Origin of the sequence: Caldanaerobius fijiensis DSM 17918 (genome assembly GCF_900129075.1) — a bacterium.
GTDB lineage: Bacteria > Bacillota > Thermoanaerobacteria > Thermoanaerobacterales > Caldanaerobiaceae > Caldanaerobius > Caldanaerobius fijiensis.
The window spans coordinates 23,569-46,719 of sequence record NZ_FQVH01000007.1 but is presented as its reverse complement, the minus strand read 5'-3'; the positions used below and the strand labels follow the sequence as shown (position 1 = coordinate 46,719).

At 40.7% G+C, this 23,151-nt stretch carries 24 protein-coding genes; 16 read left to right on the top strand and 8 right to left on the bottom strand.

Translation table 11 applies throughout. The annotated features are described in order from the left end of the window. Positions 1-20 precede the first annotated feature (20 nt). The 3 genes from BUB87_RS04700 to BUB87_RS04690 all read left to right on the top strand — a co-directional run bounded on the left by BUB87_RS04700 (position 21) and on the right by BUB87_RS04690 (position 956). Complete coding sequence (locus tag BUB87_RS04700; RefSeq protein WP_084110896.1) at positions 21-329, top strand: YaaL family protein; 309 nt, start codon at positions 21-23, stop codon at positions 327-329. After that, positions 326-601, top strand: a complete 276-nt coding sequence (locus tag BUB87_RS04695; protein WP_073342198.1) for a pro-sigmaK processing inhibitor BofA family protein — start codon at positions 326-328, stop codon at positions 599-601. The genes BUB87_RS04700 and BUB87_RS04695 overlap by 4 nt, the downstream gene beginning before the upstream one ends. Before the next feature lie 82 nt (positions 602-683). Further along, positions 684-956, top strand: coding sequence for a DUF1657 domain-containing protein (locus BUB87_RS04690; RefSeq protein WP_073342196.1), 273 nt, complete (start codon positions 684-686; stop codon positions 954-956). Between the two features lie 25 nt (positions 957-981). On the opposite strand, the gene BUB87_RS04685 is transcribed toward BUB87_RS04690, so the two are convergent. The 7 genes from BUB87_RS04685 to BUB87_RS04660 all read right to left on the bottom strand — a co-directional run bounded on the left by BUB87_RS04685 (position 982) and on the right by BUB87_RS04660 (position 8,837). Then, positions 982-2,154 (bottom strand): ABC transporter permease, encoded by a 1,173-nt coding sequence (locus tag BUB87_RS04685; RefSeq protein ID WP_073342194.1) that lies wholly within the window; start codon positions 2,152-2,154, stop codon positions 982-984. After that, on the bottom strand, positions 2,147-2,875 hold the full coding sequence (locus tag BUB87_RS04680) for an ABC transporter ATP-binding protein (protein WP_073342191.1): 729 nt from the start codon (positions 2,873-2,875) through the stop codon (positions 2,147-2,149). Before BUB87_RS04680 ends, BUB87_RS04685 begins: the two co-directional genes overlap by 8 nt. 128 nt (positions 2,876-3,003) lie before the next feature. Continuing rightward, entirely contained in the window at positions 3,004-4,218 is a 1,215-nt protein-coding gene (rhaI, locus tag BUB87_RS04675) for an L-rhamnose isomerase (protein ID WP_073342189.1), read from the bottom strand. A gap of 51 nt (positions 4,219-4,269) precedes the next feature. After that, positions 4,270-5,736 carry a rhamnulokinase gene (locus BUB87_RS04670; RefSeq protein ID WP_234945955.1) on the bottom strand — a complete coding sequence of 489 codons (1,467 nt, stop codon included), beginning with the start codon at positions 5,734-5,736 and terminating at the stop codon, positions 4,270-4,272. Between the two features lie 126 nt (positions 5,737-5,862). After that, positions 5,863-6,039 (bottom strand): hypothetical protein, encoded by a 177-nt coding sequence (locus BUB87_RS14345; RefSeq protein ID WP_159432367.1) that lies wholly within the window; start codon positions 6,037-6,039, stop codon positions 5,863-5,865. A 118-nt stretch (positions 6,040-6,157) separates the two neighbouring features. Further along, entirely contained in the window at positions 6,158-7,846 is a 1,689-nt protein-coding gene (locus BUB87_RS04665; protein ID WP_073342185.1) for a methyl-accepting chemotaxis protein, read from the bottom strand. A 64-nt stretch (positions 7,847-7,910) separates the two neighbouring features. Next, a complete protein-coding gene (locus BUB87_RS04660) occupies positions 7,911-8,837 on the bottom strand; it encodes a phosphate ABC transporter substrate-binding protein (protein ID WP_073342183.1) in 927 nt (308 codons plus the stop codon). A gap of 278 nt (positions 8,838-9,115) precedes the next feature. On the opposite strand from BUB87_RS04660, the gene BUB87_RS04655 reads away from it, so the two are divergent. The 8 genes from BUB87_RS04655 to BUB87_RS04620 all read left to right on the top strand — a co-directional run bounded on the left by BUB87_RS04655 (position 9,116) and on the right by BUB87_RS04620 (position 15,812). After that, positions 9,116-9,970, top strand: coding sequence for a copper amine oxidase N-terminal domain-containing protein (locus BUB87_RS04655; protein WP_073342181.1), 855 nt, complete (start codon positions 9,116-9,118; stop codon positions 9,968-9,970). Between the two features lie 212 nt (positions 9,971-10,182). Further along, positions 10,183-11,379: an ROK family transcriptional regulator gene (locus tag BUB87_RS04650; protein ID WP_073342179.1), complete on the top strand. Its 1,197-nt coding sequence runs from the start codon at positions 10,183-10,185 to the stop codon at positions 11,377-11,379. After that, positions 11,376-12,134: a glucosamine-6-phosphate deaminase gene (gene nagB / locus BUB87_RS04645; RefSeq protein ID WP_073342177.1), complete on the top strand. Its 759-nt coding sequence runs from the start codon at positions 11,376-11,378 to the stop codon at positions 12,132-12,134. Before BUB87_RS04650 ends, nagB begins: the two co-directional genes overlap by 4 nt. A 102-nt stretch (positions 12,135-12,236) precedes the next feature. Next, positions 12,237-13,076, top strand: coding sequence for a fumarate hydratase (locus tag BUB87_RS04640; protein ID WP_073342175.1), 840 nt, complete (start codon positions 12,237-12,239; stop codon positions 13,074-13,076). After that, positions 13,070-13,603 (top strand): Fe-S-containing hydro-lyase, encoded by a 534-nt coding sequence (locus BUB87_RS04635; RefSeq protein WP_073342174.1) that lies wholly within the window; start codon positions 13,070-13,072, stop codon positions 13,601-13,603. The genes BUB87_RS04640 and BUB87_RS04635 overlap by 7 nt, the downstream gene beginning before the upstream one ends. An 88-nt stretch (positions 13,604-13,691) precedes the next feature. Next, positions 13,692-14,870: an NAD(P)-dependent malic enzyme gene (locus tag BUB87_RS04630; protein WP_073342172.1), complete on the top strand. Its 1,179-nt coding sequence runs from the start codon at positions 13,692-13,694 to the stop codon at positions 14,868-14,870. 10 nt (positions 14,871-14,880) lie between these two features. After that, entirely contained in the window at positions 14,881-15,459 is a 579-nt protein-coding gene (locus tag BUB87_RS04625) for a uracil-DNA glycosylase (RefSeq protein WP_073342170.1), read from the top strand. Further along, entirely contained in the window at positions 15,456-15,812 is a 357-nt protein-coding gene (locus BUB87_RS04620) for a nucleoside triphosphate pyrophosphohydrolase family protein (RefSeq protein ID WP_073342168.1), read from the top strand. Before BUB87_RS04625 ends, BUB87_RS04620 begins: the two co-directional genes overlap by 4 nt. A gap of 18 nt (positions 15,813-15,830) precedes the next feature. Here BUB87_RS04620 and BUB87_RS04615 read toward each other — a convergent pair whose 3' ends face one another. Next, positions 15,831-16,994 (bottom strand): M20 family metallopeptidase, encoded by a 1,164-nt coding sequence (locus tag BUB87_RS04615; protein WP_073342166.1) that lies wholly within the window; start codon positions 16,992-16,994, stop codon positions 15,831-15,833. 118 nt (positions 16,995-17,112) lie between these two features. Here BUB87_RS04615 and BUB87_RS04610 point away from each other — a divergent pair, with 118 nt between their 5' ends. From BUB87_RS04610 to BUB87_RS04590, 5 genes are all read left to right on the top strand, one after another. Further along, positions 17,113-17,313: a sigma factor G inhibitor Gin gene (locus BUB87_RS04610; RefSeq protein WP_073342164.1), complete on the top strand. Its 201-nt coding sequence runs from the start codon at positions 17,113-17,115 to the stop codon at positions 17,311-17,313. Positions 17,314-17,477: 164 nt separating this feature from the next. After that, the gene (gene yicI, locus BUB87_RS04605; protein ID WP_073342162.1) at positions 17,478-19,799 is read left to right on the top strand and encodes an alpha-xylosidase; all 2,322 of its coding nucleotides are present in this window, start codon (positions 17,478-17,480) and stop codon (positions 19,797-19,799) included. An 18-nt stretch (positions 19,800-19,817) separates the two neighbouring features. After that, entirely contained in the window at positions 19,818-20,888 is a 1,071-nt protein-coding gene (locus BUB87_RS04600) for an undecaprenyldiphospho-muramoylpentapeptide beta-N-acetylglucosaminyltransferase (RefSeq protein WP_073342161.1), read from the top strand. An 18-nt stretch (positions 20,889-20,906) separates the two neighbouring features. Continuing rightward, on the top strand, positions 20,907-22,382 hold the full coding sequence (locus BUB87_RS04595) for an aminotransferase class I/II-fold pyridoxal phosphate-dependent enzyme (protein ID WP_073342159.1): 1,476 nt from the start codon (positions 20,907-20,909) through the stop codon (positions 22,380-22,382). Continuing rightward, positions 22,327-23,118 carry a class I SAM-dependent methyltransferase gene (locus BUB87_RS04590; RefSeq protein WP_084110894.1) on the top strand — a complete coding sequence of 264 codons (792 nt, stop codon included), beginning with the start codon at positions 22,327-22,329 and terminating at the stop codon, positions 23,116-23,118. The genes BUB87_RS04595 and BUB87_RS04590 overlap by 56 nt, the downstream gene beginning before the upstream one ends. The last annotated feature ends 33 nt before the right edge of the window (positions 23,119-23,151 follow it).

The following is a 23,151-nucleotide window of genomic DNA, read 5'->3' as shown; positions in this document are numbered from 1 at the left end:
TTTTAGGGAGGACCTTATTTATGTATAGTAAGTTTGTTCGGAGTGTGGCAGCGGCATTTGTTTCAATGATTGGTAGCCAAAGTCAAAATAAGATAGTGGACGAAAAACAAGCGTATATCGATATAATAGAAAAAGCCAGAGAGGAGATGCAGATAGCTGAGAGATATTTTGAGACTGTATCCGATCCGGATCTGGTAGATCATGCCATTTTCCAACTAGAGGCGGCTAGAAAGAAATATATTTATCTTTTGAAATGTGCACAATCGCAGGGGATCAATCTCTCATCAAAGGATGTGCTGGATGAGACGGATAAGGGGATGGTTATGTGAGCCTGGGCATAGAATATAGCGTAGTTTTTGCGTACATTATGGCTCTTGGGCTTTTATTTTTGTTGGGCTGGATTTTATTTATTCCGATAAAAATTTTTTTAAAATTTCTATTTAATACTATTATTGGTGGAATATTGCTTTACATATTAAATGTCTTTGGCTCTTTTGTAGGTATAGGAATAGCTTTAAACCCTGTAACAGCAATTGTAGCAGGATTGCTTGGCATACCTGGCATCATTCTGATGTTATTGTTAAAGCACATACTATTATAGAATGTATTAACAGGATTATTTATTGTTTGATTGTACACAATAATTAATGTGGTAAACAAAAAGAACAATGGAGGTATGCCACATGACAGTAAAAAGTGATTTGGAAAAGGCAAAAATTGCTGCGCAATCGGCTTTGGCGAACTATGCTGATTTTGGTAACAAGACCGAGGATCAGATGGCTAAACAGATGTTTAAACAGATGGAACAGGATATGCAAAGGCATATTGATATGCTTAATAATAGGCTCAATTATCTGAACCAAAAAAATGAATTAAATCAGATGCAGGCAGCTCAACAACAGCAGCAACAACAACAGGCAAAGGCTCAGATAAAAAACAATGTGTTAAAGGACTGATGAGAGGTGGTTATTGCCACCTCTTTTAATTTCTAAATATTACCTTTTCATCGTTAAACATCTTGATAGCAACTATCAATGCTAGCAAAATGAGAATACATGCCCCTAATATTGCGAGACCCAGATGAATTATATTGACGGTCCCAGACAGAGATTCTTTTAATACCAGTACGATATTATAAAAGGGAATAACGTACTGCCAGAGAGGTATTGACTTTATATCAGTATAAAATGTCAGGTATGCGGGTACCATTGCTATTATATTTATGGGGCTCATATACGTATTTGCTTCTTTGGTATTGCGCGCAAAAATGCTAAGGGCTAGCATAAAAGCACTATACATCAACGATACAAGCACACCTAATATAGTCATTATGGTAATGGGCAGGATTGATATGTAAATCTTGCCTCCAAAAGCCATGGGATTTATCTGCAAACTTATAATTAGACCAATGGTAAATGCTACAGCTCCTGTCAATGATGCGATGGATATTGCCAGCCATTTACCAACAGCGATTGCGGTTCTGCTTGCCTGAGTGGCTAGCAGAGGTTCCAGAGTACCTCTTTCTTTTTCACCGGCGCCGCTGTCAGCTGCCGATATCATAGCACCGATAGCAGGCCACATCATTAAAAATAATGGTATGATAAATGAGAGTACAAAAGCCCCTTCACCATTTTTTTTCGCAGCTATATCAGTGACTTTGGTTACAACAGGGTATATAAGTTGAGGATCTATGCCTTTAGATTTTAAACGCTCATTGGCTATACTTTTAGAAAAAGCGTCAATGGCGCCTGTTAGAGAAGCTAATCCCATAGATGATTTGGAACTGCTTTGATCGTATAGAATGGAGAGATCGACTTGCTTGCCTTCTTCGATAGCGCTGTTAAAGTCGTCAGGTACAACAATTATTGCCTGAATTTTGCCGTCTTGAAGCATTTTCTGTGGATTATCGGATTGTACAATTTTAATATATGGTTGGCGTGAAAGGAATTGCTCTAGGTACGTATTTTTCCCCTGAAAAGAAACCTTAAAGCCTTCCTGTTTTACTGACTTTTGAACTCCTGATATGCTGTTACCCATGAGCAAAAAGAGTACAGGTATCAGCAGTGCAGGTATCAGTATGCTTGATATTAATGTACGCCTGTCCCTAAAAGCATCTTTTATTTCTTTTTTAAAAACTGTCAACACCTTATTCATGATAGCCCCCCACAAGTTTTATAAATATTTCTTCCAGGCTTTGATCCTGATATTTTGCTTTTAAATCTTCGATGCTACACACGGTAATTAATACGCCTTTGTGAATTATCGCCAACCTGTCGCACAGCTTTTCAATTTCGCTCATTATGTGGCTAGAATACAATACTGATTTTCCCTGCTCTTTGCAACTTTTGATAAAATCGTGGAGCAACCGCGTTGTAGTGACATCAAGGCCGATACTGGGTTCATCTAAAAGCATGACATCGGGATTGTGCACGATGGATCTGGCTATTGTTACCTTTTGCTTCATACCTTTGGAGAATCTACCCACTCTTTTGTCGATGAAATCCCTCATGTCCAGTATTTCTGCCAGTTCATCTATTCTTTTATTGATTTTATCAGCTTCCATGCCGCTCAGTTCAGCAAAATAAGCGATATTCTCTCTTGCTGTCAGCCTGTCATAAAGTCCTGCTTCGCCACCAAATAGTATACCAACGTGCTTTCTCACTTCGGAGGGTTGTTCTACGATGTCGTAGCCGTTGATTGTAGCGGTGCCTGATGTGGGTTTAAGCATAGTTGCAAGCATTCTCATGGTGGTGGTCTTGCCTGCGCCATTTTCGCCTAGCAGGCCAAAAATTTCGCCGTCGTTGATTTCAAAGGATATATCATTTACGGCGATGGTGTTGCCAAACCGCTTGGTGAGATTGCTTATTTTTATCAAAAAATCACCCCTTTATGTTTGTTAATTTTATATTACCAGTAGTGGATATACATGTCAACAGACTGTGTCAAAAGAAAAGCCTTCCGTCTATATTCATGGAAGGCTTTCGATTTCAAGGGCTGGAAGAGCTATTCCCAGCCTTTGCCGCCAATGCCTCTTGAGAGAATTTTTTCGCCATAACCACTTTCGAGATATGCCTTCAATGGATCAGGATTTAGGCCCATTTCTTCTCTTACCATTTCAAGAAGCGGTCTTACATCTGTTTCAAAGGCTTCTCTAACGGCTGCTTCTGCTGCCATGACATCATTGGCTTCTTGTGCCGCTTTTAACTGTTCACGGTTTACCAGCAAGGCCTTAGCATAGGCTGTCTGTATGTTAAGGACCGATCGTATCATAGCGGGGATCTTGGGCTCAATGCAATGGCTCTGGTCAATCATATAGGCTATGTTTGCGGCAGTGGATGCCGTTTTGCTATCAAGGCTTGCAGCTACCAACTCATTGAAAATGAGGAAGAGTTCATAGGGATTTATAGAGCCTACTATCAGGTCGTCGTCGGCGTATTTTCTGTTATTGAAGTGGAAACCGCCGATCTTTCCCTCATCGAGAAGGAATGCCACAATGTGTTCTACATTGGTTCCTTGCAGGTGATGTCCCAGGTCCACCAGTACCTGAGCTTTTGGTCCCAATTTTGATGCGAAGGTATATGACATTCCCCAGTCAGCTATATCCGTGTGGTAAAAACCAGGTTCAAAACATTTGTATTCGATCAATAAACGCATGTCATCCTCAAGTGCAGCATATACTTCCTGCAACGATTCTTCAATCCAATGCTTTCTGGCTCGAAAATCTCCTTGACCAGGATAATTGGTGCCGTCGGCCAGCCACAGGCTTATTATCTTTGAACCCACCTGTTTTGCGATATCAATACACTCCAGCATATGGTCGATAGCCTTTCGCCGTACTTCCGGGCGCACATTGGTGATACTGCCGAATTTATAATCGTCGTCTTGAAAGAGATTGGGGTTTACAGCGCCTATCTTTAAGCCCAGCTGGGCAGCATATTCTACTACTTTAGAATAATCGTCTTCTTTATCCCAGGGTATGTGTATGGCTACTGTCGGGCATATCCCCGTATATTTATTTACCTGTGCAGCGTCTTCTAACTTTTCAAAGAGGTTTCTGGGGACACCTGCCTGCTTAAACGTTTTGAATCGGGTACCTGAATCTCCGTATCCCCATGATGGAGTCTCTACCTTGAATTCTTTGATGCGCTCTTTGACCCATTCGACGTCTATTCCACGGTCTATTTGTCGCTGTTCCCATATCCTGTACTCGTCTCTCATTGTCAACACCCCTTTTTAAACATCTTGTTTTATTTACTTTATATACTCAATTCAATCTCTCTTTAACAATCGAACATACCTGTTATATGCATCATCCCATTGCTGACTATCCTGGGGCAGGTATTCCTGTGTAGCAAAAGAACGCTTTACGACATCCCTTGCCTGCTTTATATCCTTTATCTCTCCTAGAGCCATGATCTGAACCAACAAGTTACCTATAGCTGTAGCTTCAACTGGTCCGGCGATGACGCGGCGTTTTGTGGCGTTAGCTGTAAACTGACACAACATTTTGTCTTTTGTGCCGCCTCCTACAATGTGAATGGTATTTAGCTTTTGGCCTGTTACCTCTTCCAGCTGTTCTATAGCCAGCCTGTATTTTAGGGCCAGGCTTTCCAATACGCATCGTACGATTTCGCCTTTGTTCTGAGGCACGTATTGTCCTGTTTTTCTGCAGTATTCAACGATTTTACCAGGCATGTTGCCAGGACTGTAAAAGAGGTCATCGTCGGGATCGATAAACGTTTTAAAAGGTTGTGCAGATTTTGCTTTTTCCTCCAGCTGGTCATAATTTTCTTCGGTTCCCTGTTTATCCCAGAAGCGTTTGCATTCTTGAAAAATCCATAATCCTGCTATATTTTTCAGCAACCTGAATGTACCACCCACGCAGCCCTCATTGGTGAGATTGTATTCCAATGCTTTGGAGTTTATGACGGGTTTTTCTACCTCGACTCCTATTAAAGACCATGTGCCGCTGCTGAGAAAAGCAGCATCTTTTTCTACAAAAGGTACTGCTGCCACAGCTGAACCGGTATCGTGGGAAGCTACTGAGATTACCGGAATCTCATTTATAAAGAGTTCTGAAGCCAATGATGGCATTATTTTACCCCTTATAGAGCCTGCAGGGACAATTTTTGTAAAGATATGTTGTGGAATTCCCATGGCATCTATAATATTCCAGGCCCAGTCGCCAGTATGTACGTCGTATAATTGTGTGGTAGATACTATTGTAAATTCGCTGGCTTTTTCTCCTGTCATAAAGTAGTTAAACAGGTCTGGCAAAAGTAACATGGTTTTTGCGTTTTCCAGAATAGGAGAACGATTTATTACCATGGATAAAAGCTGATAAATGGTGTTAAACGGCTGAAATTGACTACCTGTGATGGAATACAGCGTCATCTTGTTTATTCTCTTGCACGCTTCATCTATCATCCCATGGGTCCTATCATCGCGATAATGATATGGATTTCCGAGAAGTTCACCGGATTTGCCTAAAAGGCCGAAATCCACCCCCCATGTATCTACACCTATACCTTTTATATCGCTATTACCTGTAGATGAGCATTTTAAAATGCTTTGCTTGATCTCGTGGAATAGACGCAGGATATCCCAATGAAGTCCATCAGGGATGCGGACAGGATCGTTAGAGAATCGATGTATTTCTTGCATTTCGAGTTTTTGACCGTCAAATTTACCCAGGATGCCGCGCCCGCTATTGGCGCCGAAATCTATAGCTAACAATTTAAGATGAGCGTTAATTTTAATTCCCCCTCTCTCTCACACCTTAATCGCTGACGCCACCTATTTTATGTGTATCAAATTATACCATTTCATACGTTTTAATGCAATAATAAAAAAACTCCATCCTTATAAGGATGAGAGCTTTTCAATGAGTACACCTTTTTTGTTCTCTATGCTTTTTTTATTGAGTTTTTCTATGAGCAGTGCGAGTTTTTTCCCATGAGTCATATATTTATATATTATCTTTGAGCGCTCTTCATCATTTTTATATGCCAGTGCATTAAAATCCCACAAAACTCCCAAACGTAACCCTCCTCTCTCATCTTTTCTTAACGATAAAATTGTAGCGTATTTATGTTAAAGGTGTATTATATTGTCTTTAAATATATTAAAAATTTATTTATAATCTGTAAATTTATGATTAATTCATGGTCTGATTTAATTTCTGAGCCATTATCAACAATGCAGATGCCTTACTTTCCAATTTGTTGGTTATTTCGCCATGGGTTTCAAGGGTTACAGCAACTTCAGATACCCTGGATAATGCATCGCCCGTGTTTATTTGGATACTTTTCATCATATTTTCAAGTTGTTTTAATAAATCTATAAGTAATTTGGCTCTGCTTTCCATGCTGGCAATATAATTTTCGGTATTTTCAATATAGCTATTTATATTTTGAAATATTTTATTTACATCCTCTATGGTCTTATCACTTAATTTAACGGCCTCTGCTCCTTTTAAAGCCGACTTATTCAAGGCCATCATATCTTCTATCACGCTGTTCACGATGCTATTGACATCCTCGACGCTGCTGGTGGTCTTTTGAGATAATTCTCTTATTTCTTGGGCTACCACTGAAAAACCATAACCATAATTGCTGGCCTTGGCGGCTTGTATAGATGCATTAAGTGATATCATATGTATCTGATTAGATATATTCCTTATAATTGTTGCGATATCATTAATCCTTTTTATGCTCTGTTCGAAGTTCTTAGATAACTTAACCACCCTATTTACAAAGTCGAAAACTACTCCTATATTCTTTTCCATGCTACCTAGCGCATGCAAACCATTTTTTGACTGTTCTACAAGATCTGCACTGATCTTAGCCGTATAATGAATCTGAGTGATTATTTCCATTATATATGACATCATATTGTTTGACATTGATACAGTATCATTTACAATATGATTTTGATTTTCTGAATGATCTCTTAATTCTTTTATAATATCAATTATCATTCCATCTTCTTGCCTGGCTCTTTTTGATATAACCTGGAGTTCTCTGCCTTCATTTACCAACAAATCGGATGTTTTACCTATTTCATCAATTAAACTCTCTATATTCCCAATCATCTTATTTATACCATTACCTAAAAGAGCAAACTCAGGTCCTGCATCGCTTAAATCAATTCTCTCATTGAGGTTATCTTTATCTATCCGGGATAAAAAAGTCAACAATTTATTTATAGGACGGGTTACACCTATCAGCGATCCAATCCACGCAATTGCTATTACCAGTGTTATAGAGAAGAATATGAGCAAAAGTGTAATATTCCTTATTTTATTTACAGGCGCCAGATATTCGCTATCCTTTAGCGCTATTATATACAGCTGATCCTTTTCGACAATATATCCAAATGCTGCTGTAAGTTTTTGACGGCCTTCGCCTATGTTAGTGATACCTGCTTTCTTTTTAAACATATCCTGAAGTCTTTTTTTTATTTCATTTTGAACAGTATTATTATCAGTATTATTATCCTTATTACTTGAAAACATCTTAACGGTATCGCCATTTCTATCCATGATAAATATGTAAGGATGCAATCCCTGTTGGTTGTAACTGACTTTTTCACTTATAAGGGAATAATCCAACTTGCGTTGCAGGTCTTTTGAGGTACTGGTAGCTTCCAGAAGAGCAATTTTTTCGATTATAGTTTTTTCCGAGTTCAATAACCGCCCCTTTATAAGGGTTTTTATGGTATTGCTGCTGATATAATATGAGATACCACTGGTCAATGTTAGTACAATTATTATAAGTGCCGAAAACATAACTACTAGCTTCCACTGTATATTTACCCTTTTGTTAAAAGAGCGAAAGATGCTCACCGAGATTCCTCCTTTTCGTCATTACATTATATAAATAAAAGCCCTCTATCGAGGGCTTTTGGGATTATTTATCTCTTGATACCTTCATATCAGAAATAGGAATGTACCCCATCTGTTTTACCAGCGGAGTGACCTCGCTGCTCATCATGTAATCCAAAAATGCCTTTGCAAGACCTGTTGGTTCGCCTTTTGTATACATGTGCTCATATGACCAGATTGGATATTTACCTGATGTTATATTTTCAACAGTAGGCTCAACACCATCGAGTTTTAGGGCCTTTACAGAATTATCTACATAGGAAAGTGCCAGATAACTTATAGCACCGGGAGTATCTGCTACAGCCTTTCTCACTGCACCTGAAGAATCCTCTGTCAAAGCAAGGCCCTGTGCTTCTTCTTTACCGTCTAATGCGTATTTCTTAAACGTGGCTCTGGTTCCCGAGCTGGTAGGTCTGTTTATAACAACAACTTTCTGATCGGGTCCTCCAACTTCTTTCCAGTTCTTTATTTTACCTGTGAATATATCGATCAGCTGTTGTTTTGTAAGGTTGTCAACAGTGATCTTGGGATTTACTACGGTAGCAAAACCGACGACAGCCACTTTATGATCAACCAGCTGCTTTGCTGTATTTGCGTCTAATTTTTCTTCTGCAAAAATATCAGAATCTCCAATATTAACACTACCGTCTGCTACCATAGAAAGGCCTTTGCCGCTTCCACCACCCTGTACGGTGATCTGGGCACTGGGGTTCTTGCTCATAAACTGATTGGCGGCCTGCTCAACCAAAGGTTGTAATGCCGTAGAGCCTGCTATCGTCAAAGTACCTGAAACATTGCTGTTTGATTTAGAATTAGACTGTTCTTGAGATTGCTTTTGGTTGCTATTACCGGACGAACCTGACGAATTGTTCTGGCTTCTACATCCTGCAAGTACCAGGAGTCCTATCAATAAGATAGCTATAACAGCAAATATTTTTTTGCTTGCTTTCATGCAAAGCACCTCCATAAAATTTTGTTACAAGTTAGATGATACATGTCCATTGTTTACTCAATGTTATGTAAATATAAAATTAAGGTAAATTTTATATTAAGTTTTTGTTAAATATATCATTAATGTCAGTATAATTAGATTCCAAGGTTATATTCTGTCTAAAACTAGCTGTTTTTATTGGTACACTTTGTATCATGTCAAGGGGGTTAATTTGACAATGGGAAGATTGAATTGCTATAATATTCCTGAGGTAAAATCTAATATGGAGGGAAAATTTTATGGGTAAAAAGATTGCAGTGTTGTTGACAGTGTTTTTTTTGATGAGTATTATGTTGCCGGTTTACGCATATCAAGTAAAGGTTGGAGAAAGCAAATTACTAAAGGCAGGCAAACAAATAGTTGAACAAAAAAATGAAGAGTCTTACGGGGAACAAAAGAATGAAGAGTCTTATGGAGAGCAAAAAGATGAAGAGTCTTATGGAGACGAAAACAAGGATGAACAAGATAAAAAAGCTACAAAAGATGAACTAAGTGCTGGAAAAAACAAACTTGAGGATAACCAAAAAGTCAATAGAGAGGAATTAAGGTATGAAAATAGGCTTGAAAAAAATAAAGATGAGAATAATAAAGAGGGCAACAGAAATGAATTAAGAAATGAAAACAGGTATGAGGAAAAAAAGAAAGGTGTTATAAGAGTAAATAATGTTGTGATTAGTTTTGATGTTCCACCGGTTATAAAAGATGGAAGAACATTAGTTCCTATTCGAGCTATAGCAAATGGATTTAAAGCCGATGTAGAATATGATTCTACAACTTCCACGGTGATAATAACAAAGGGTGATATAACGATTAAATTAGATCTTGCCAATAATGAGGTATATGTAAACGATAAAAAACTCGAGAGCGATGTTTCTATGCAGATAATTAAGGATCGTACTTTTGTACCTTTAAGGTTGATAAGTGAGATTTTTGGTGCGAAGGTAAAATATGACGGAAAAACTGGAGACATAGACATAGAAGAGGAAAATGATAACGAGGAGAATAATGATACTGTGTCAGAGAGCGTTTATGGAAGTGTTTATGGAGATGTTTACGGAAATGTAAATAACATTATTAATTTTGAGGTAAAATAATATGCTGCATATAAAATAGTAGAGATACGGGACCGTAAAAGGGTTTATGTGGATTAGTGAAACTCTTTACGGTCTTTTTATATTCACAAATTATAATTAACGGTGCTAAAACATCAATAGGTGTATAAATGAGTAGCCAGTATTGCAAAATTAAGCTATGTATGGTAGAATCAAATTAGTTAGTCAAGAGAACGAACTATGGAGGCAATAAAGTGGGAGATTATAAAAAGGCATCTACGCAGATGATGAAGAATATAAACATGGCTAATGTTATCAGCTTAATAGTTCATAAAGGACCTGTTTCCAGGGCTGATATAGCTAAAGAACTTAACATGAGCAAATCTGCTGTTTCATCAATTATAGATGAACTTATTAAAATGGGCTATGTAAAAGAAGAGGGTAAAGGCGAGGCTTCATCTAATGGTGGCAGAAAGCCAATAAATCTGGTTTTTAACCCTGATGTAGCCAGGGTTATAGGTATAAATATCAGCGGTTATAGCATAAGGGCGGTGCTGTCTGATTTAGGTGGCAATATTTTAAATAGCACTATATACAGATTGAATAGTGATGAAGATGTCATAAGGGATGTGGTTGACATCGTAAATAAATTAAGAGATCAAAAGGAGGTACTAGGAGTAGGGATAGGAATTCCAGGGATAGTGAATATTGAAGAAGCCTCTGTCGTATATTCACCAGCTTTAAAATGGCAAAATGTAAAGATATCAAGAGAATTAGAGGGAAAAATAGGACTACCTGTTTATCCTGAAAATGATGTAAAACTGTCAGCACTTGGAGAAAAGTGGAAGGGTGCTGGCGTAGGGATTGATAACTTCATATACCTATCTGTGGCCAGAGGCATAGGTTGTGGAATAATAATTGATGGAAAACTATATAGAGGCAGCAGCTATACGGCTGGAGAGATCGGCTATATGGTACTTGGACAAAGGGTCAAGGAGAGCTTTACCCTTAATGATTTTGGCGCTTTTGAGTTGCAGGCGGCCGATCACGCCATGGTGCGAAATGCCTTGAAGTTGATGAACAGCTATAGTGATTCGTATCTCCATAAAGCGATTAGAGAATCTGATTCGGCGATCAAACCGCATATGGTTTTCGCGGGATATGAACTTGGCGATAAATTGTGCCAAAGGGTAATTGATGAATATATTGAACTGCTGGTTATGGGGATCGCAAATTTGATCGCTGTTATAAATCCTAGAAAAGTGATATTAGGCGGCGATCTATACTATGCCGGAGACAAAGCAATGGATAAGATCAGGGCGTCTGTGAATAGGTTGGCACCCTTTGATGTGACCATCGAAAAATCCTTGCTAGGTAACAATGCTGGGTGTATAGGCGGAGTAGCACGGGTATTGGAATCTATTGATATATTGAAAGGGGTATTGATATGAGGATATTTATAACCGAAGATTACAAGGATATGAGCAGAAAAGCAGCAGAAATGGTGGCGTGGGAGATAAAAAACAAGCCCAATCTGGTACTGGGACTGGCTACAGGCAGTACACCATTAGGTATGTATGGTGAACTTGTTGAAATGTATAAGAAAGGTATTATCGATTTTTCTAATGTGGTATCTTTTAATCTTGATGAGTACATCGGTTTACCTGCGGACCATGAGCAAAGCTATCATTATTATATGCACAAAAATTTTTTTGACCACATAAACATAAAGCCGGAAAACATTCACATACCTGATGGATGCGCTGAGGATTTGGAGGAGGAATGTGAAAAATACGAAGAAGCTATAAGGGAAGCAGGGGGAATTGACCTTCAGATATTAGGATTGGGAGTAAACGGCCATATAGGTTTTAATGAACCTGATACCAACATAGATACGAAAACCCATGTGGTACAGCTGGCTAAAGAGACAATAGAGGCTAATAAGAGATTTTTTCACAGTGCTGATGAGGTGCCAAGAAGGGCTATAACCATGGGTATAGGCACGATTATGAAGGCTAAAAAGATTATCCTGCTGGCATCCGGCGAAAACAAGGCGAAGGCTATACGGGAAACCATAAAAGGATACCTTACTACAAATGTGCCTTCAACAGTCCTTGCCCTTCATCCCGATGTTACTCTTGTAATTGATAGAAAAGCTGCGAGCCTCATTGAGGAAGAAGAAAGAAACTATAGCCTTCGCCTATAAACTTGTTTTTTGCCCACATAGATATATATGCTGGTTTGTGATACAATATAAAAGTGAAGTTAAGCGGATAGATAAAAAGGATAGAAAAGGACGGGGTTGATTTTGAAGGAAATTAAGGCAGCAGATATAACTGCTGCGGTAAGGGATCTTTGCATTTCATCCAATTGTAATTTAAATAAAGATGTGCTCGACAAAATAAATGAGGCTCTGGACACAGAAGAAATATCTCATGCTAAAGAAATATTGCAGATGATAATTGAAAATCAGGAAATAGCAAGACAAAGCCAGTTGCCTATTTGCCAGGATACAGGCATTGCTGTTGTCTTTGTGGAATTGGGGCAGGATGTGCATATAATAGGAGGTAACCTCAAAGACGCGATAAATGAAGGCGTAAGAATAGGTTATAAAGAGGGATACCTGAGGAAATCAGTGGTTGCAGATCCACTTATGGACAGGGTAAATACCGGAGACAATACGCCTGCTATCATACACGTAGAAGTGGTAGAAGGGGATAAGATAAGGATCGTTGTGTGTCCGAAGGGGGCTGGCAGCGAGAATATGAGTTCTTTAGCCATGCTGAAGCCTGCTGACGGCGTAGAGGGGGTAAAAAGGTTTGTGCTTGATACGGTGAAGAAGGCCGGAGCTAATCCCTGCCCACCAATAATAGTAGGCGTCGGTATAGGAGGAAATTTCGAATACGCTCCATACCTGGCCAAGAAGGCGCTGACGCGGCCTATTGATATAAGGCATCCGGTGTACGGCTGGCTTGAAGAACAATTGTTGAGAGAGATAAACAAATTGGGGATTGGGCCTCAGGGCCTTGGAGGGAGTACGACGGCATTGGCTGTCAATATAGAGGTGTATCCGACTCATATCGCTCAATTGCCTGTAGCGGTAAATATAAGCTGTCATGTCACCAGGCATAGGGAGGTGGTATTGTGAGGTTAGCCACCCCTTTAACACTTGAGACGGTTAAAGATCTGAGGGCAGGTCAAAAGGTGTATATAACAGGTACCATTTATACGGCCAGGGATGCTGCCCATAAGAGGATGATTGAGGCAATTAAAGATGGCAAACCATTACCGATTAACATAAAAGATCAGGTGCTCTATTATGTCGGGCCGTGCCCAGCAAAACCGGGTCATGTTATAGGTAGTTGCGGGCCGACTACCAGCGGAAGGGTGGATGTTTATACACCACAATTGCTGTCTATGGGTCTCAAGGGGATGATAGGAAAAGGAGAAAGATCCCGCGAGGTCGTTGATGCCATGATACGATACGGCGCTGTTTATTTTGCAGCGGTGGGGGGTGCAGGTGCGCTGCTCTCACAGCGGGTGAAATCAGCAAAGGTAGCAGCATATCCCGAGCTGGGGCCTGAAGCAATATATGAACTTTATGTGGAAGATTTTCCGGCTATTGTAGCAATAGATTGTCATGGGAATAGCCTTTTCAGGACTTTTGTTGAGTAAATTTGGACAAAGTCCTTTTTTTATTGCCTATAATACTGTTTTATAATAAAATAAGAGTATGATTTACGTCTTATGAGGAGTTGATAACATGTCGCTGGTTGAAGAAGCACTGGCTCTGCACGAAAAGAATAGGGGAAAGATAGAAATAAAAAGCAAAGTGAAAGTTAAAAATGCTAGGGATCTGTCGCTGGCATATACCCCTGGTGTGGCCGAGCCATGCAAGAGGATACATGATGATCCGGATAGTGTTTATAGATATACGTCAAAGGGTAATATGGTAGCCGTTGTAAGCGATGGAACAGCGGTATTGGGGTTAGGAGACATAGGGCCTAGAGCGGCACTTCCGGTTATGGAGGGGAAAGCTATACTTTTTAAGGAGTTTGCAGGTATTGATGCTGTTCCTATATGTCTTGACACCACCGATGTGAATGAAATAGTACAGGCGGTGAGATACATAGCGCCTTCTTTTGGCGGAATAAATCTAGAGGATATCAAAGCGCCCAAATGCTTTGAAATCGAAAGCAGGTTGAAGGCAATTTTAGACATCCCTGTTTTCCACGATGACCAACACGGAACTGCCATTGTGGTATTGGCGGCTCTAAAAAATGCTCTGAAACTTGTGGACAAAACTATAGCTGAGGTAAAGATAGTCATAAATGGTGCTGGTGCAGCAGGTATTGCTATTGCGAAGCTGTTATTGAAAGCGGGCGCGAAAAATATTGTGATGTGTGACAAAAAAGGGATACTTTCCAGCGATGATGATACTTTGGAAGGGGTTCACAGGGAAATGGCGGTTTTAACCAATCCCTTCAGGATACGCGGCAATCTGGCCGATGCAATTCGCGGGGCCGATGTGTTTATAGGGGTATCGGCGGGAGGTGTTTTAAAAGGAGAGATGGTGAAATCCATGGCAGATCGCCCGATAGTTTTTGCTATGGCCAATCCGATTCCAGAGATAATGCCTGATGAAGCTTACAGTGCTGGAGCATATATCGTGGGCACGGGTAGGTCTGATTTTCCAAATCAAATAAATAATGTACTGGCATTTCCCGGCGTGTTTAAGGGGGCACTGAAGGTCAGGGCAAAAGACATAAATGAAGATATGAAACTTGCTGCTGCTGATGCTATATCGTCTCTGATTTCTGATAACGAATTGAGGCCTGATTATATAATTCCATCGGTATTCGACGAGAGGGTTGTTGCGGCTGTGGCAGAGGCAGTAAGTGCATCTGCGATCAAAACTGGAGCAGCCAGAATAAGATGGTGAGTGATGTTGGATGGCGCTGAAAAATTTAAGAGATCTTTACAGTGAGTGCATGGAATGTACTAAGTGCCCGCTTCATGAGGGCAGAAACAGCGTTGTATTTGGTGAAGGTAACCTAAGGGCGGATATCATGTTTGTGGGAGAAGGGCCGGGGAAAGACGAAGATCTTCAAGGAAGACCTTTTGTGGGTAGAGCAGGTCAGTTATTGGACAAATTGATGGCTGAGGTTGGCTTGAAAAGAGAAGAGGTATATATCGCCAATATTGTCAAATGTAGACCGCCGGGCAATAGGGTGCCTACGGATGAGGAAGCGGAAGCGTGTTTGCCTTATTTGAGAAATCAGGTCGCGATTATAGCGCCAAAGATAATCGTATGCCTTGGTGCTACGGCGATGAAATATATTATAGACCGAAAAGCAAAGATAACTCAGATAAGGGGTAATATCATTGAGCGAAAGGGCGTCTACCTTATCCCGACGTTTCATCCGGCAGCCATTCTCAGAGATACATCAAAGATAGAGCTTACAAGGCAGGATTTTAAAAAGATAGTTGAACTATACCACAGGCTAAGAGGAGAGGAGAGAGCAGTATGATAAAAGAAATGGAAGAGCGAATTGATAGATTGCTGATAGATAAAGGCTTTAAAAAGGAATGGGACATGATATATACATCTCTTTCCAGAGATTGGGGAGAACAGTTTGCAATGAAAGTTTTGAAGTTTTACCTTATGGCCCTTATAACGTCGGAAATAGGTGAGTACATAAATGCTGTCAAAAAAGGATTAGGGGCCCAGGAAGAACAAGAAGAATGGGCTGACATATTTATAAGGCTTATGAATATTCCCATACTGGACAGGTTTGATGCTCAAAAGGCTGTAGAAGGTAAAATGGATAAAAACGAAAAGAGGCCGTACATGTATGGTACTCCACAAGAGGGAAAGAGATAAGGCAAAATAACAGAAGGCCTATTCGGCCTTTTGTGAATCCAGAAACTCTTTTTTGATACGGTACAAAAGGGTCTCATCTGTTATTATGTCATAACCCGTAAGGGCCAATGCTGTTGCAGCTTTAATGAGCATTTCTCTGGCATATTCTGTTTGCGTAGCATCAGCAAATTCCCTTGTGTGCGATGGTATATGCTTTTGGGTTATACCTATATATGGCTGGATAGCCGGGACAACGTGACTGACATTACCTATGTCCGATGAACCCGATGTTTTTTTGGGAGGTTCTATGTGCTCTACTCCGAGGTCTTTGAGGTTTTTACTGAAAGCCTGTTGAAGAGTGCTGTTTGGGATCATATTATCGTAAGATAGTTCATAATTGGATATATTTAAAGTGCACCCTGTGGCCAATGCTGCACCATGGGCACAATCCTTTACTTTTTTTACTACTTCTTTCAGGTACGCCGAACTCTCAGACCTTACGTAAAATTGTGCTACGGCCCTATCGGGTATGATGTTAGCGGCTACACCACCTTCTTTTATTATGCCGTGTATCCTTACGTCTGATTTTACGTGTTGCCTCAAGGCGTTTATGGAGTTAAATAGAAGAATAACGCCATCTAGGGCATTTATACCGTCCTCAGGGTTAGCAGCAGCATGGGCTGATTTGCCTATGTATTCGAACTGGAGGGCTTCCATGGCCAGAGATGTCCCGCTTTCTCTTGTTACGTCAGAAGGGTGTACCATCAATGCCACGTCTATATCATTAAAAGTACCTCTTTCTGCCATAGCTACTTTGGCGCCATTGGTTTCTTCGGCAGGACAACCCAGTACCACAATTTGACCACCTATGCTGTTTACAGCTTCTCTTAACGCGATAGCTGCTGCGATGCTCATGGCACTTATCATATTGTGCCCGCAGCCGTGACCTATTTCAGGCAATGCGTCGTATTCGCAGAGATAGGCTATAGAAGGCTTTCCATTTCCGTATGTAGCCCTAAATGCCGTTGGGATGCCAAGATAATTTTTTTGAATGTCAAAGCCATGTTGGATTAAAATGGAACATATTTTTTCGCAGGCGGCGAACTCCTGGTTTCCTGGTTCAGGATTTCTATATAAAAATTCGTTGAGCTCAAACACCGTTCCTCGAAGTTCTTCGATTTTTTTTATTAAAAGGTCTTTCAATGAATATCCCTTCCTTTCATATTAATTATATCATAAACTGGCTGTATAAATAAAATTTTGAATAAAATGCTTATTGTGAGGTGATAATAGTAATAAAAAGGGAAAGGGCTGGTGTATTATGGATGAAAATAAGATATGCTTTGTGTGCGGTCAGGAAAAACTTGATGGCATATATGTTTTTGATAAATACATATGTACTGATTGCCAGTATGACATAATAAACACATCCCCTGAAGATGAAAAATACGAATATTATAAAGAATGCATGAAAGCCATATGGGATGACCATATAAAAGAAGAGGATAACGTCAATGTGTGAAAATACAGGATGGTTAATAAAATAGCCCCTGTATTTTTTGTTATGGCATAATTCGTGATATAATGAAAATAAATTAAATATAAGCTTAGTCGTCTATAAGGTGAAGATTTTTGCGATAGTTTAGAAAAAATGTAATAAGGAAGAAAGAGAGAGGGGATGTTTTTGTGAAGTTTACAGACGGCAATTGGTTGGTGAGAAAAGGTGTAAATATATATGGCGCAGCAGAGGTTAATAGCGTTGAATTTGATGAAAACTCTGTAACAGTATACGCGCCATATTTTCATTTGAGGGATAGAGGAGATACATTGAGTGGTCCTTTATTGACCGTCAGATTTTCTTCTCCGAGAGAAAATGTTATATGCATACAGGCATTTCATTTTAAAGGGAAACGCAAAAAGGGGCCAGAGTTTACTATCAATAAACAGGATAATTTAAAAGTTGACATCAAAGATGAAGATGGCTTCGTCAGCCTTACCAGCGGAACTTTGACCGTGAAAATTAAAAAGACTGGCGGCTGGTCAATAGATTTTTATAGCGGCGATAGGCGCATAACTGGCAGTGGCTATAAGAGTATGGCGTACATTACCACAGAAGATGGCAGTACATTTATGCGCGAACAGCTGGATTTAGGTGTGGATGAGTGCGTCTACGGTCTGGGCGAGCGCTTTACCCCGTTTGTTAAAAACGGTCAGGTGGTGGATATATGGAATAGAGACGGGGGAACCAGCAGTGAACAGGCGTACAAAAACATACCATTTTATATAACCAACAAAGGGTACGGCGTTTTTGTCAATGATCCTGGTTGTGTATCTTATGAAATAGCATCTGAAAGGGTGTCCAAGGTTCAATTCAGCGTTCCAGGAGAATACCTTGAATACTATATAATCAATGGTCCTTCCATGAAAGAAGTGTTAGAGAATTATACAGCTCTTACCGGCAGGCCGGCATTGCCGCCAGCATGGTCTTTTGGCCTGTGGTTGACCACGTCTTTCCTGACGGATTACGATGAAAAAACCGTTACCCGTTTTATCGATGGCATGGCAGAAAGAGATATACCCCTCCACGTTTTTCATTTTGATTGTTTCTGGATGAAGGAATTTCAGTGGTGCGATTTTGAATGGGACGAAAGGTGCTTTCCAGAGCCGGAAAACATGTTAAAACGCCTGAAGGAAAAAGGCCTGAAGATATGTGTATGGATAAATCCCTATATCGCTCAGAAATCCAGGCTATTTGATGAGGCTATGGAAAAAGGGTATCTGTTGAAAAAGCCCAATGGAGACGTATGGCAGTGGGATTTGTGGCAGCCTGGTATGGGTATAGTGGACTTTACTAACCCTGAGGCCTGCCAATGGTACGCCGATAAATTGAGAAGACTGCTGGATATGGGCGTAGACTGTTTCAAGACGGATTTTGGAGAGAGAATACCCACGGACGTGGTATATTACGACGGTTCAGATCCTGAAAAAATGCATAATTATTATACATATCTCTATAATAAAGTGGTCTATAATGTTCTCTGCGAAAAGTTTAGCAAGGAAAATGCCGTATTGTTTGCCAGGTCGGCTACAGCTGGCAGTCAACAATTTCCTGTGCACTGGGGAGGAGATTGTTACGCCACATATGAATCTATGGCTGAAAGCTTACGGGGAGGGCTATCCCTGTGTCTGTCGGGGTTTGGATTCTGGAGCCATGATATAGGAGGTTTTGAGAGCACCGCTACACCTGATATATACAAAAGATGGGTAGCCTTTGGTTTGTTGTCATCTCACAGCCGGCTTCATGGCAGTAAGGCGTATAAGGTGCCGTGGCTGTACGATGAAGAAGCGGTGGATGTTTTACGCTTCTTTACAAAATTAAAGTGCAGCCTTATGCCGTATCTGTTCAGTGCAGCGTGTGAGGCAGCATATAAGGGTATTCCTGTGATGAGGGCGATGGTGCTAGAGTTTACAGATGATCCTACCTGTTATTATTTAGATAAGCAGTATATGCTGGGTGATTCTCTACTCGTAGCTCCTATATTTAATGAGAACGGAATCGCGACTTACTATCTTCCAAAAGGCCACTGGACCAACTATTTTACCGGTGAAGTGGTGGAAGGTGGCAGCTGGAGAACAGAAAAACATGGCTACATGAGTATACCGCTTATGGTGCGACCTAATAGCGTCATCGCTACAGGACGTGAAGACACCAGACCGGACTACGATTATGCAGATGGTGTAGTGTTCCAGATCTTTGGATTAGAAGACGGTGCCTGTGCATCTACTACGGTGTATGATTTGAGCGGCAAACCTGAAGTTAAATTTACTGCGAAACGGATCAGGGATGTTATTGAGGTAAAAATTGAGGGGGCTACAAAGCCGTGGAGTGTGGTGCTAAGGGGAATAAAAGAGATAAAATCAGTGGACGGTGCGTCATATAAGGTTGAAGAGTTGGGGGTGAAGATAATACCTAATAACAATGTTTCTTCGTTGAGCATCAAAATGTGATGGAAAGGGGCTTGAACCGTGAAGAAGATTGTTTTAACTGGGGGAGGCAGTGCCGGCCATGTGATGCCCAATCTGGCTCTGGTGCCTGAACTCAGGCGACGGAATTGGGATATTGCATATATAGGCAGCTATAATGGTATTGAAAGAGAATTGGTGGAGAAGACCAATATACCATATTATAAAGTTTCAACAGGAAAATTGCGTAGATATTTTTCTATGAAAAATTTGACTGACCCCCTGCTGGTGATACAGGGTTTGTTTCAGGCTACATTGCTTTTGAGAAGGTTAAAGCCGGATATTGTCTTCTCTAAGGGGGGATTTGTATCCGTCCCTGTGGTTATAGGTGCCTGGATCAATAGAATTCCTGTTATACTCCATGAATCAGATATGACCCCAGGTCTTGCCAATAAAATTTCACTGCCGTTTGCTACAAAAATTTGCGCTACATTTCCTGAGACCCTGGAACATCTGCCAGAAGGAAAAGGGGTTTTGACAGGGAATCCTGTGCGAAGCCAATTGTTTACCGGGTCCAGGGAAGAAGGGCTCGCCCTTTGCAATTTTACGTCCAGAAAGCCTGTATTGCTTGTCATGGGAGGAAGCCTGGGCTCTGTAAAAATAAATAACCTTGTGAGAGCCATACTTCCAGAGTTGCTCCGCAGATTTCAAGTTGTACATATATGCGGTAAAGGCAATATAGACCCTGGACTTGAAAAACTTAGTGGATATAAGCAATTTGAATTCGTATCCGATGAGTTGCCTTCAATTATGGCAGCGGCAGATATATGTATATCCAGAGCGGGAGCCAATGCTATATTTGAGCTACTTGCGCTTAAAAAGCCTGCCCTTTTAATACCTCTATCAAAGCAAGCCAGCAGGGGTGACCAGATACTCAATGCCCGCTCTTTTGAAAAGCAGGGTTACAGTATGGTGCTCCAGGAAGAGGAGGCCAGTGAAAAAATCCTATTGGAAAAGATAAACCAGCTGTATGAAAAGCGCAGTCAGTACATTAAAGCCATGGAAAAAAGCCAGCTCAATGATGCCACAAGGCTTATACTGGACTTGATTGAGCACACTGCTAAAAAGAAATAAGAAAAAGAGGTAGGTGACATGAAAAAGCAAGAAGAGCTCCGCGATTTTAATATACAAGTGCCGCTTTTAGAAGCGCTGGAGGGCTATATAGCCGAAGGGGTTGTTCCCATGCACATGCCAGGTCATAAGCAGGGGAGAGGTTTCATTAAACTTGATGTTAATGGTGGTGGAAGGCCCGGAAGCAGTAGCTTTGAACATATAATAGAAATGGACCTTACGGAAATTCCGGGCCTTGATAATCTTCATTACCCTGAAGGCCCTATAAAAAAGGCGGAAGAATTGGCGGCTCAAGCCTTTGGAGCTGATCGTACTTTTTTTATAGTAAATGGCTCTACTGCCGGCGTGTACGCCATGATGCTGGGCGTTTTAGATCCCGACGATAGGGTTATTGTTATGAGGAATAGCCACAGGTCGGTTTATAACGCCATGATACTGGGTGGTATAAGACCCTATTATTTGCTTCCGTCCTATTGCAAGGAATATGGAGTAGCCATGGGGGTAACTGCCCAGGATGTGATATATGCTATGGACAGGTGCCCTGAAGCCAGGGCTGTGGTTATTACAAGCCCAAATTATTACGGTTATTGTCTTGATATCAAGTCTATTGCCGAGGAAGTACACAAGAGGGGTAAATTGCTACTGGTGGATGAAGCTCATGGCGCCCATCTTCATTTCAGTAAAAGATTACCGGCTGATGCCCTTGCCCAGGGTGCTGATATGGTCGTACAGAGCGCCCATAAGACGTTGTGTGCTTTTACGCAAACAGCTTATCTCCATGTGAAGTCCGATAATGTAAACATAGAGCGGGTAAGAGAGGCGTTGAGGCTGGTACAGTCCACTAGCCCTTCTTATATGCTCATGGCATCATTGGATTATGCCAGGGCATTGATGGAGGGACAGGGCAAGAGTATGCTGGAAAGGGCTATTGATATGTCCATAAAACTGCGGCGGCAGTTGAGGGATGCGGGTGTAGTATGCCCTGGGGATGAGATGATAGGGCGATATGGAATAGCAGGCTTTGATGCCACAAAGCTTATAATAAACATGTCCCATTGGGGATACAGTGGATATGATATTGAGAGGATTTTAAGGCAGGAATATAAGGTTCAGCTGGAGATGTCCGACCCTTATAACGGACTGGCAATGATAACGCTGGCTGATGACCAATCCACCGTGGGTGTGCTTGAAAAGGCCCTTATGGATATGGCCAAAAAGCTCCATAAAAGAGGGCGTTTATCTGTGGAAGATGTGGATATCTCTTTGCCGCCGATGGCGCTTACTCCACGGCAGGCCTATTATTCGCCAAAGGCAGAAGTGCCATTAAATGAAGCGGAAGGCATGATCTGCGGTGGTTTTATAGTACCGTATCCTCCGGGGATACCTGTGCTCTGCCCCGGAGAGATCATCACAAAAGAGGTCATTAAATTGATAGGGAGGTATGAAAGGGTACAGGGCGTGGATAAGGGGAAAATTAAAGTTTTATATAAATACTAGAAAGGTGATCAATATGGGTTTTTATGAAGAGATTAGCAAATACTATGACGATATTTTCCCGGTGGAAGAAAGCCAGATAAACCTGGTTAAAAGTATTTTTGATGCTGGTTCCAAAGTGCTGGATGTGGCCTGCGGTTCGGGTAATTATACCATTGAGCTGGCAAAAGTAGGATACAATATGACTGGCATTGATTTAAGCCGTGACATGATAGATATTGCTTCAAAAAAAGCCCTTGAGCAAAATCTATCTATCGATTTTTACGTTGGAGACATGACAGATCTTTCAATTATAAATACAAAAAGCTTTGATGCTGTAATGTGTATGGGAAATTCGCTGGTTCATTTAAGCGATGAGAATGCCGTTTTAAAAGCTTTGTGCGAATTTCACAGGATTTTAAAGGATCAAGGTAAACTGCTTCTGCAGATCATCAACTTTGACAGAATCCTTAATTATAACATCGAAAACTTGCCTACTGTCATTAATACAGAAAAAAATCTCGTGTTTGAGCGAAAATATCATATAGATGAAAAGGGACGCATTGATTTTATAACACAATTATCTGTTGACGATCAGAAGTTCCAAAACACAGTTAAATTGTTACCACTTAAAAGTTACACATTAAAACAGTTGTTAGCACAAGCTGATTTCAAAAATATTATATTCTACGGTGGATTTGACAAACAGCCTTTTGATATCGATAAGTCATTTGTGCTTATTGCCGAAGCAGTAATATAATCCAATACTTGCCCAAAAATCAATATTGACCGG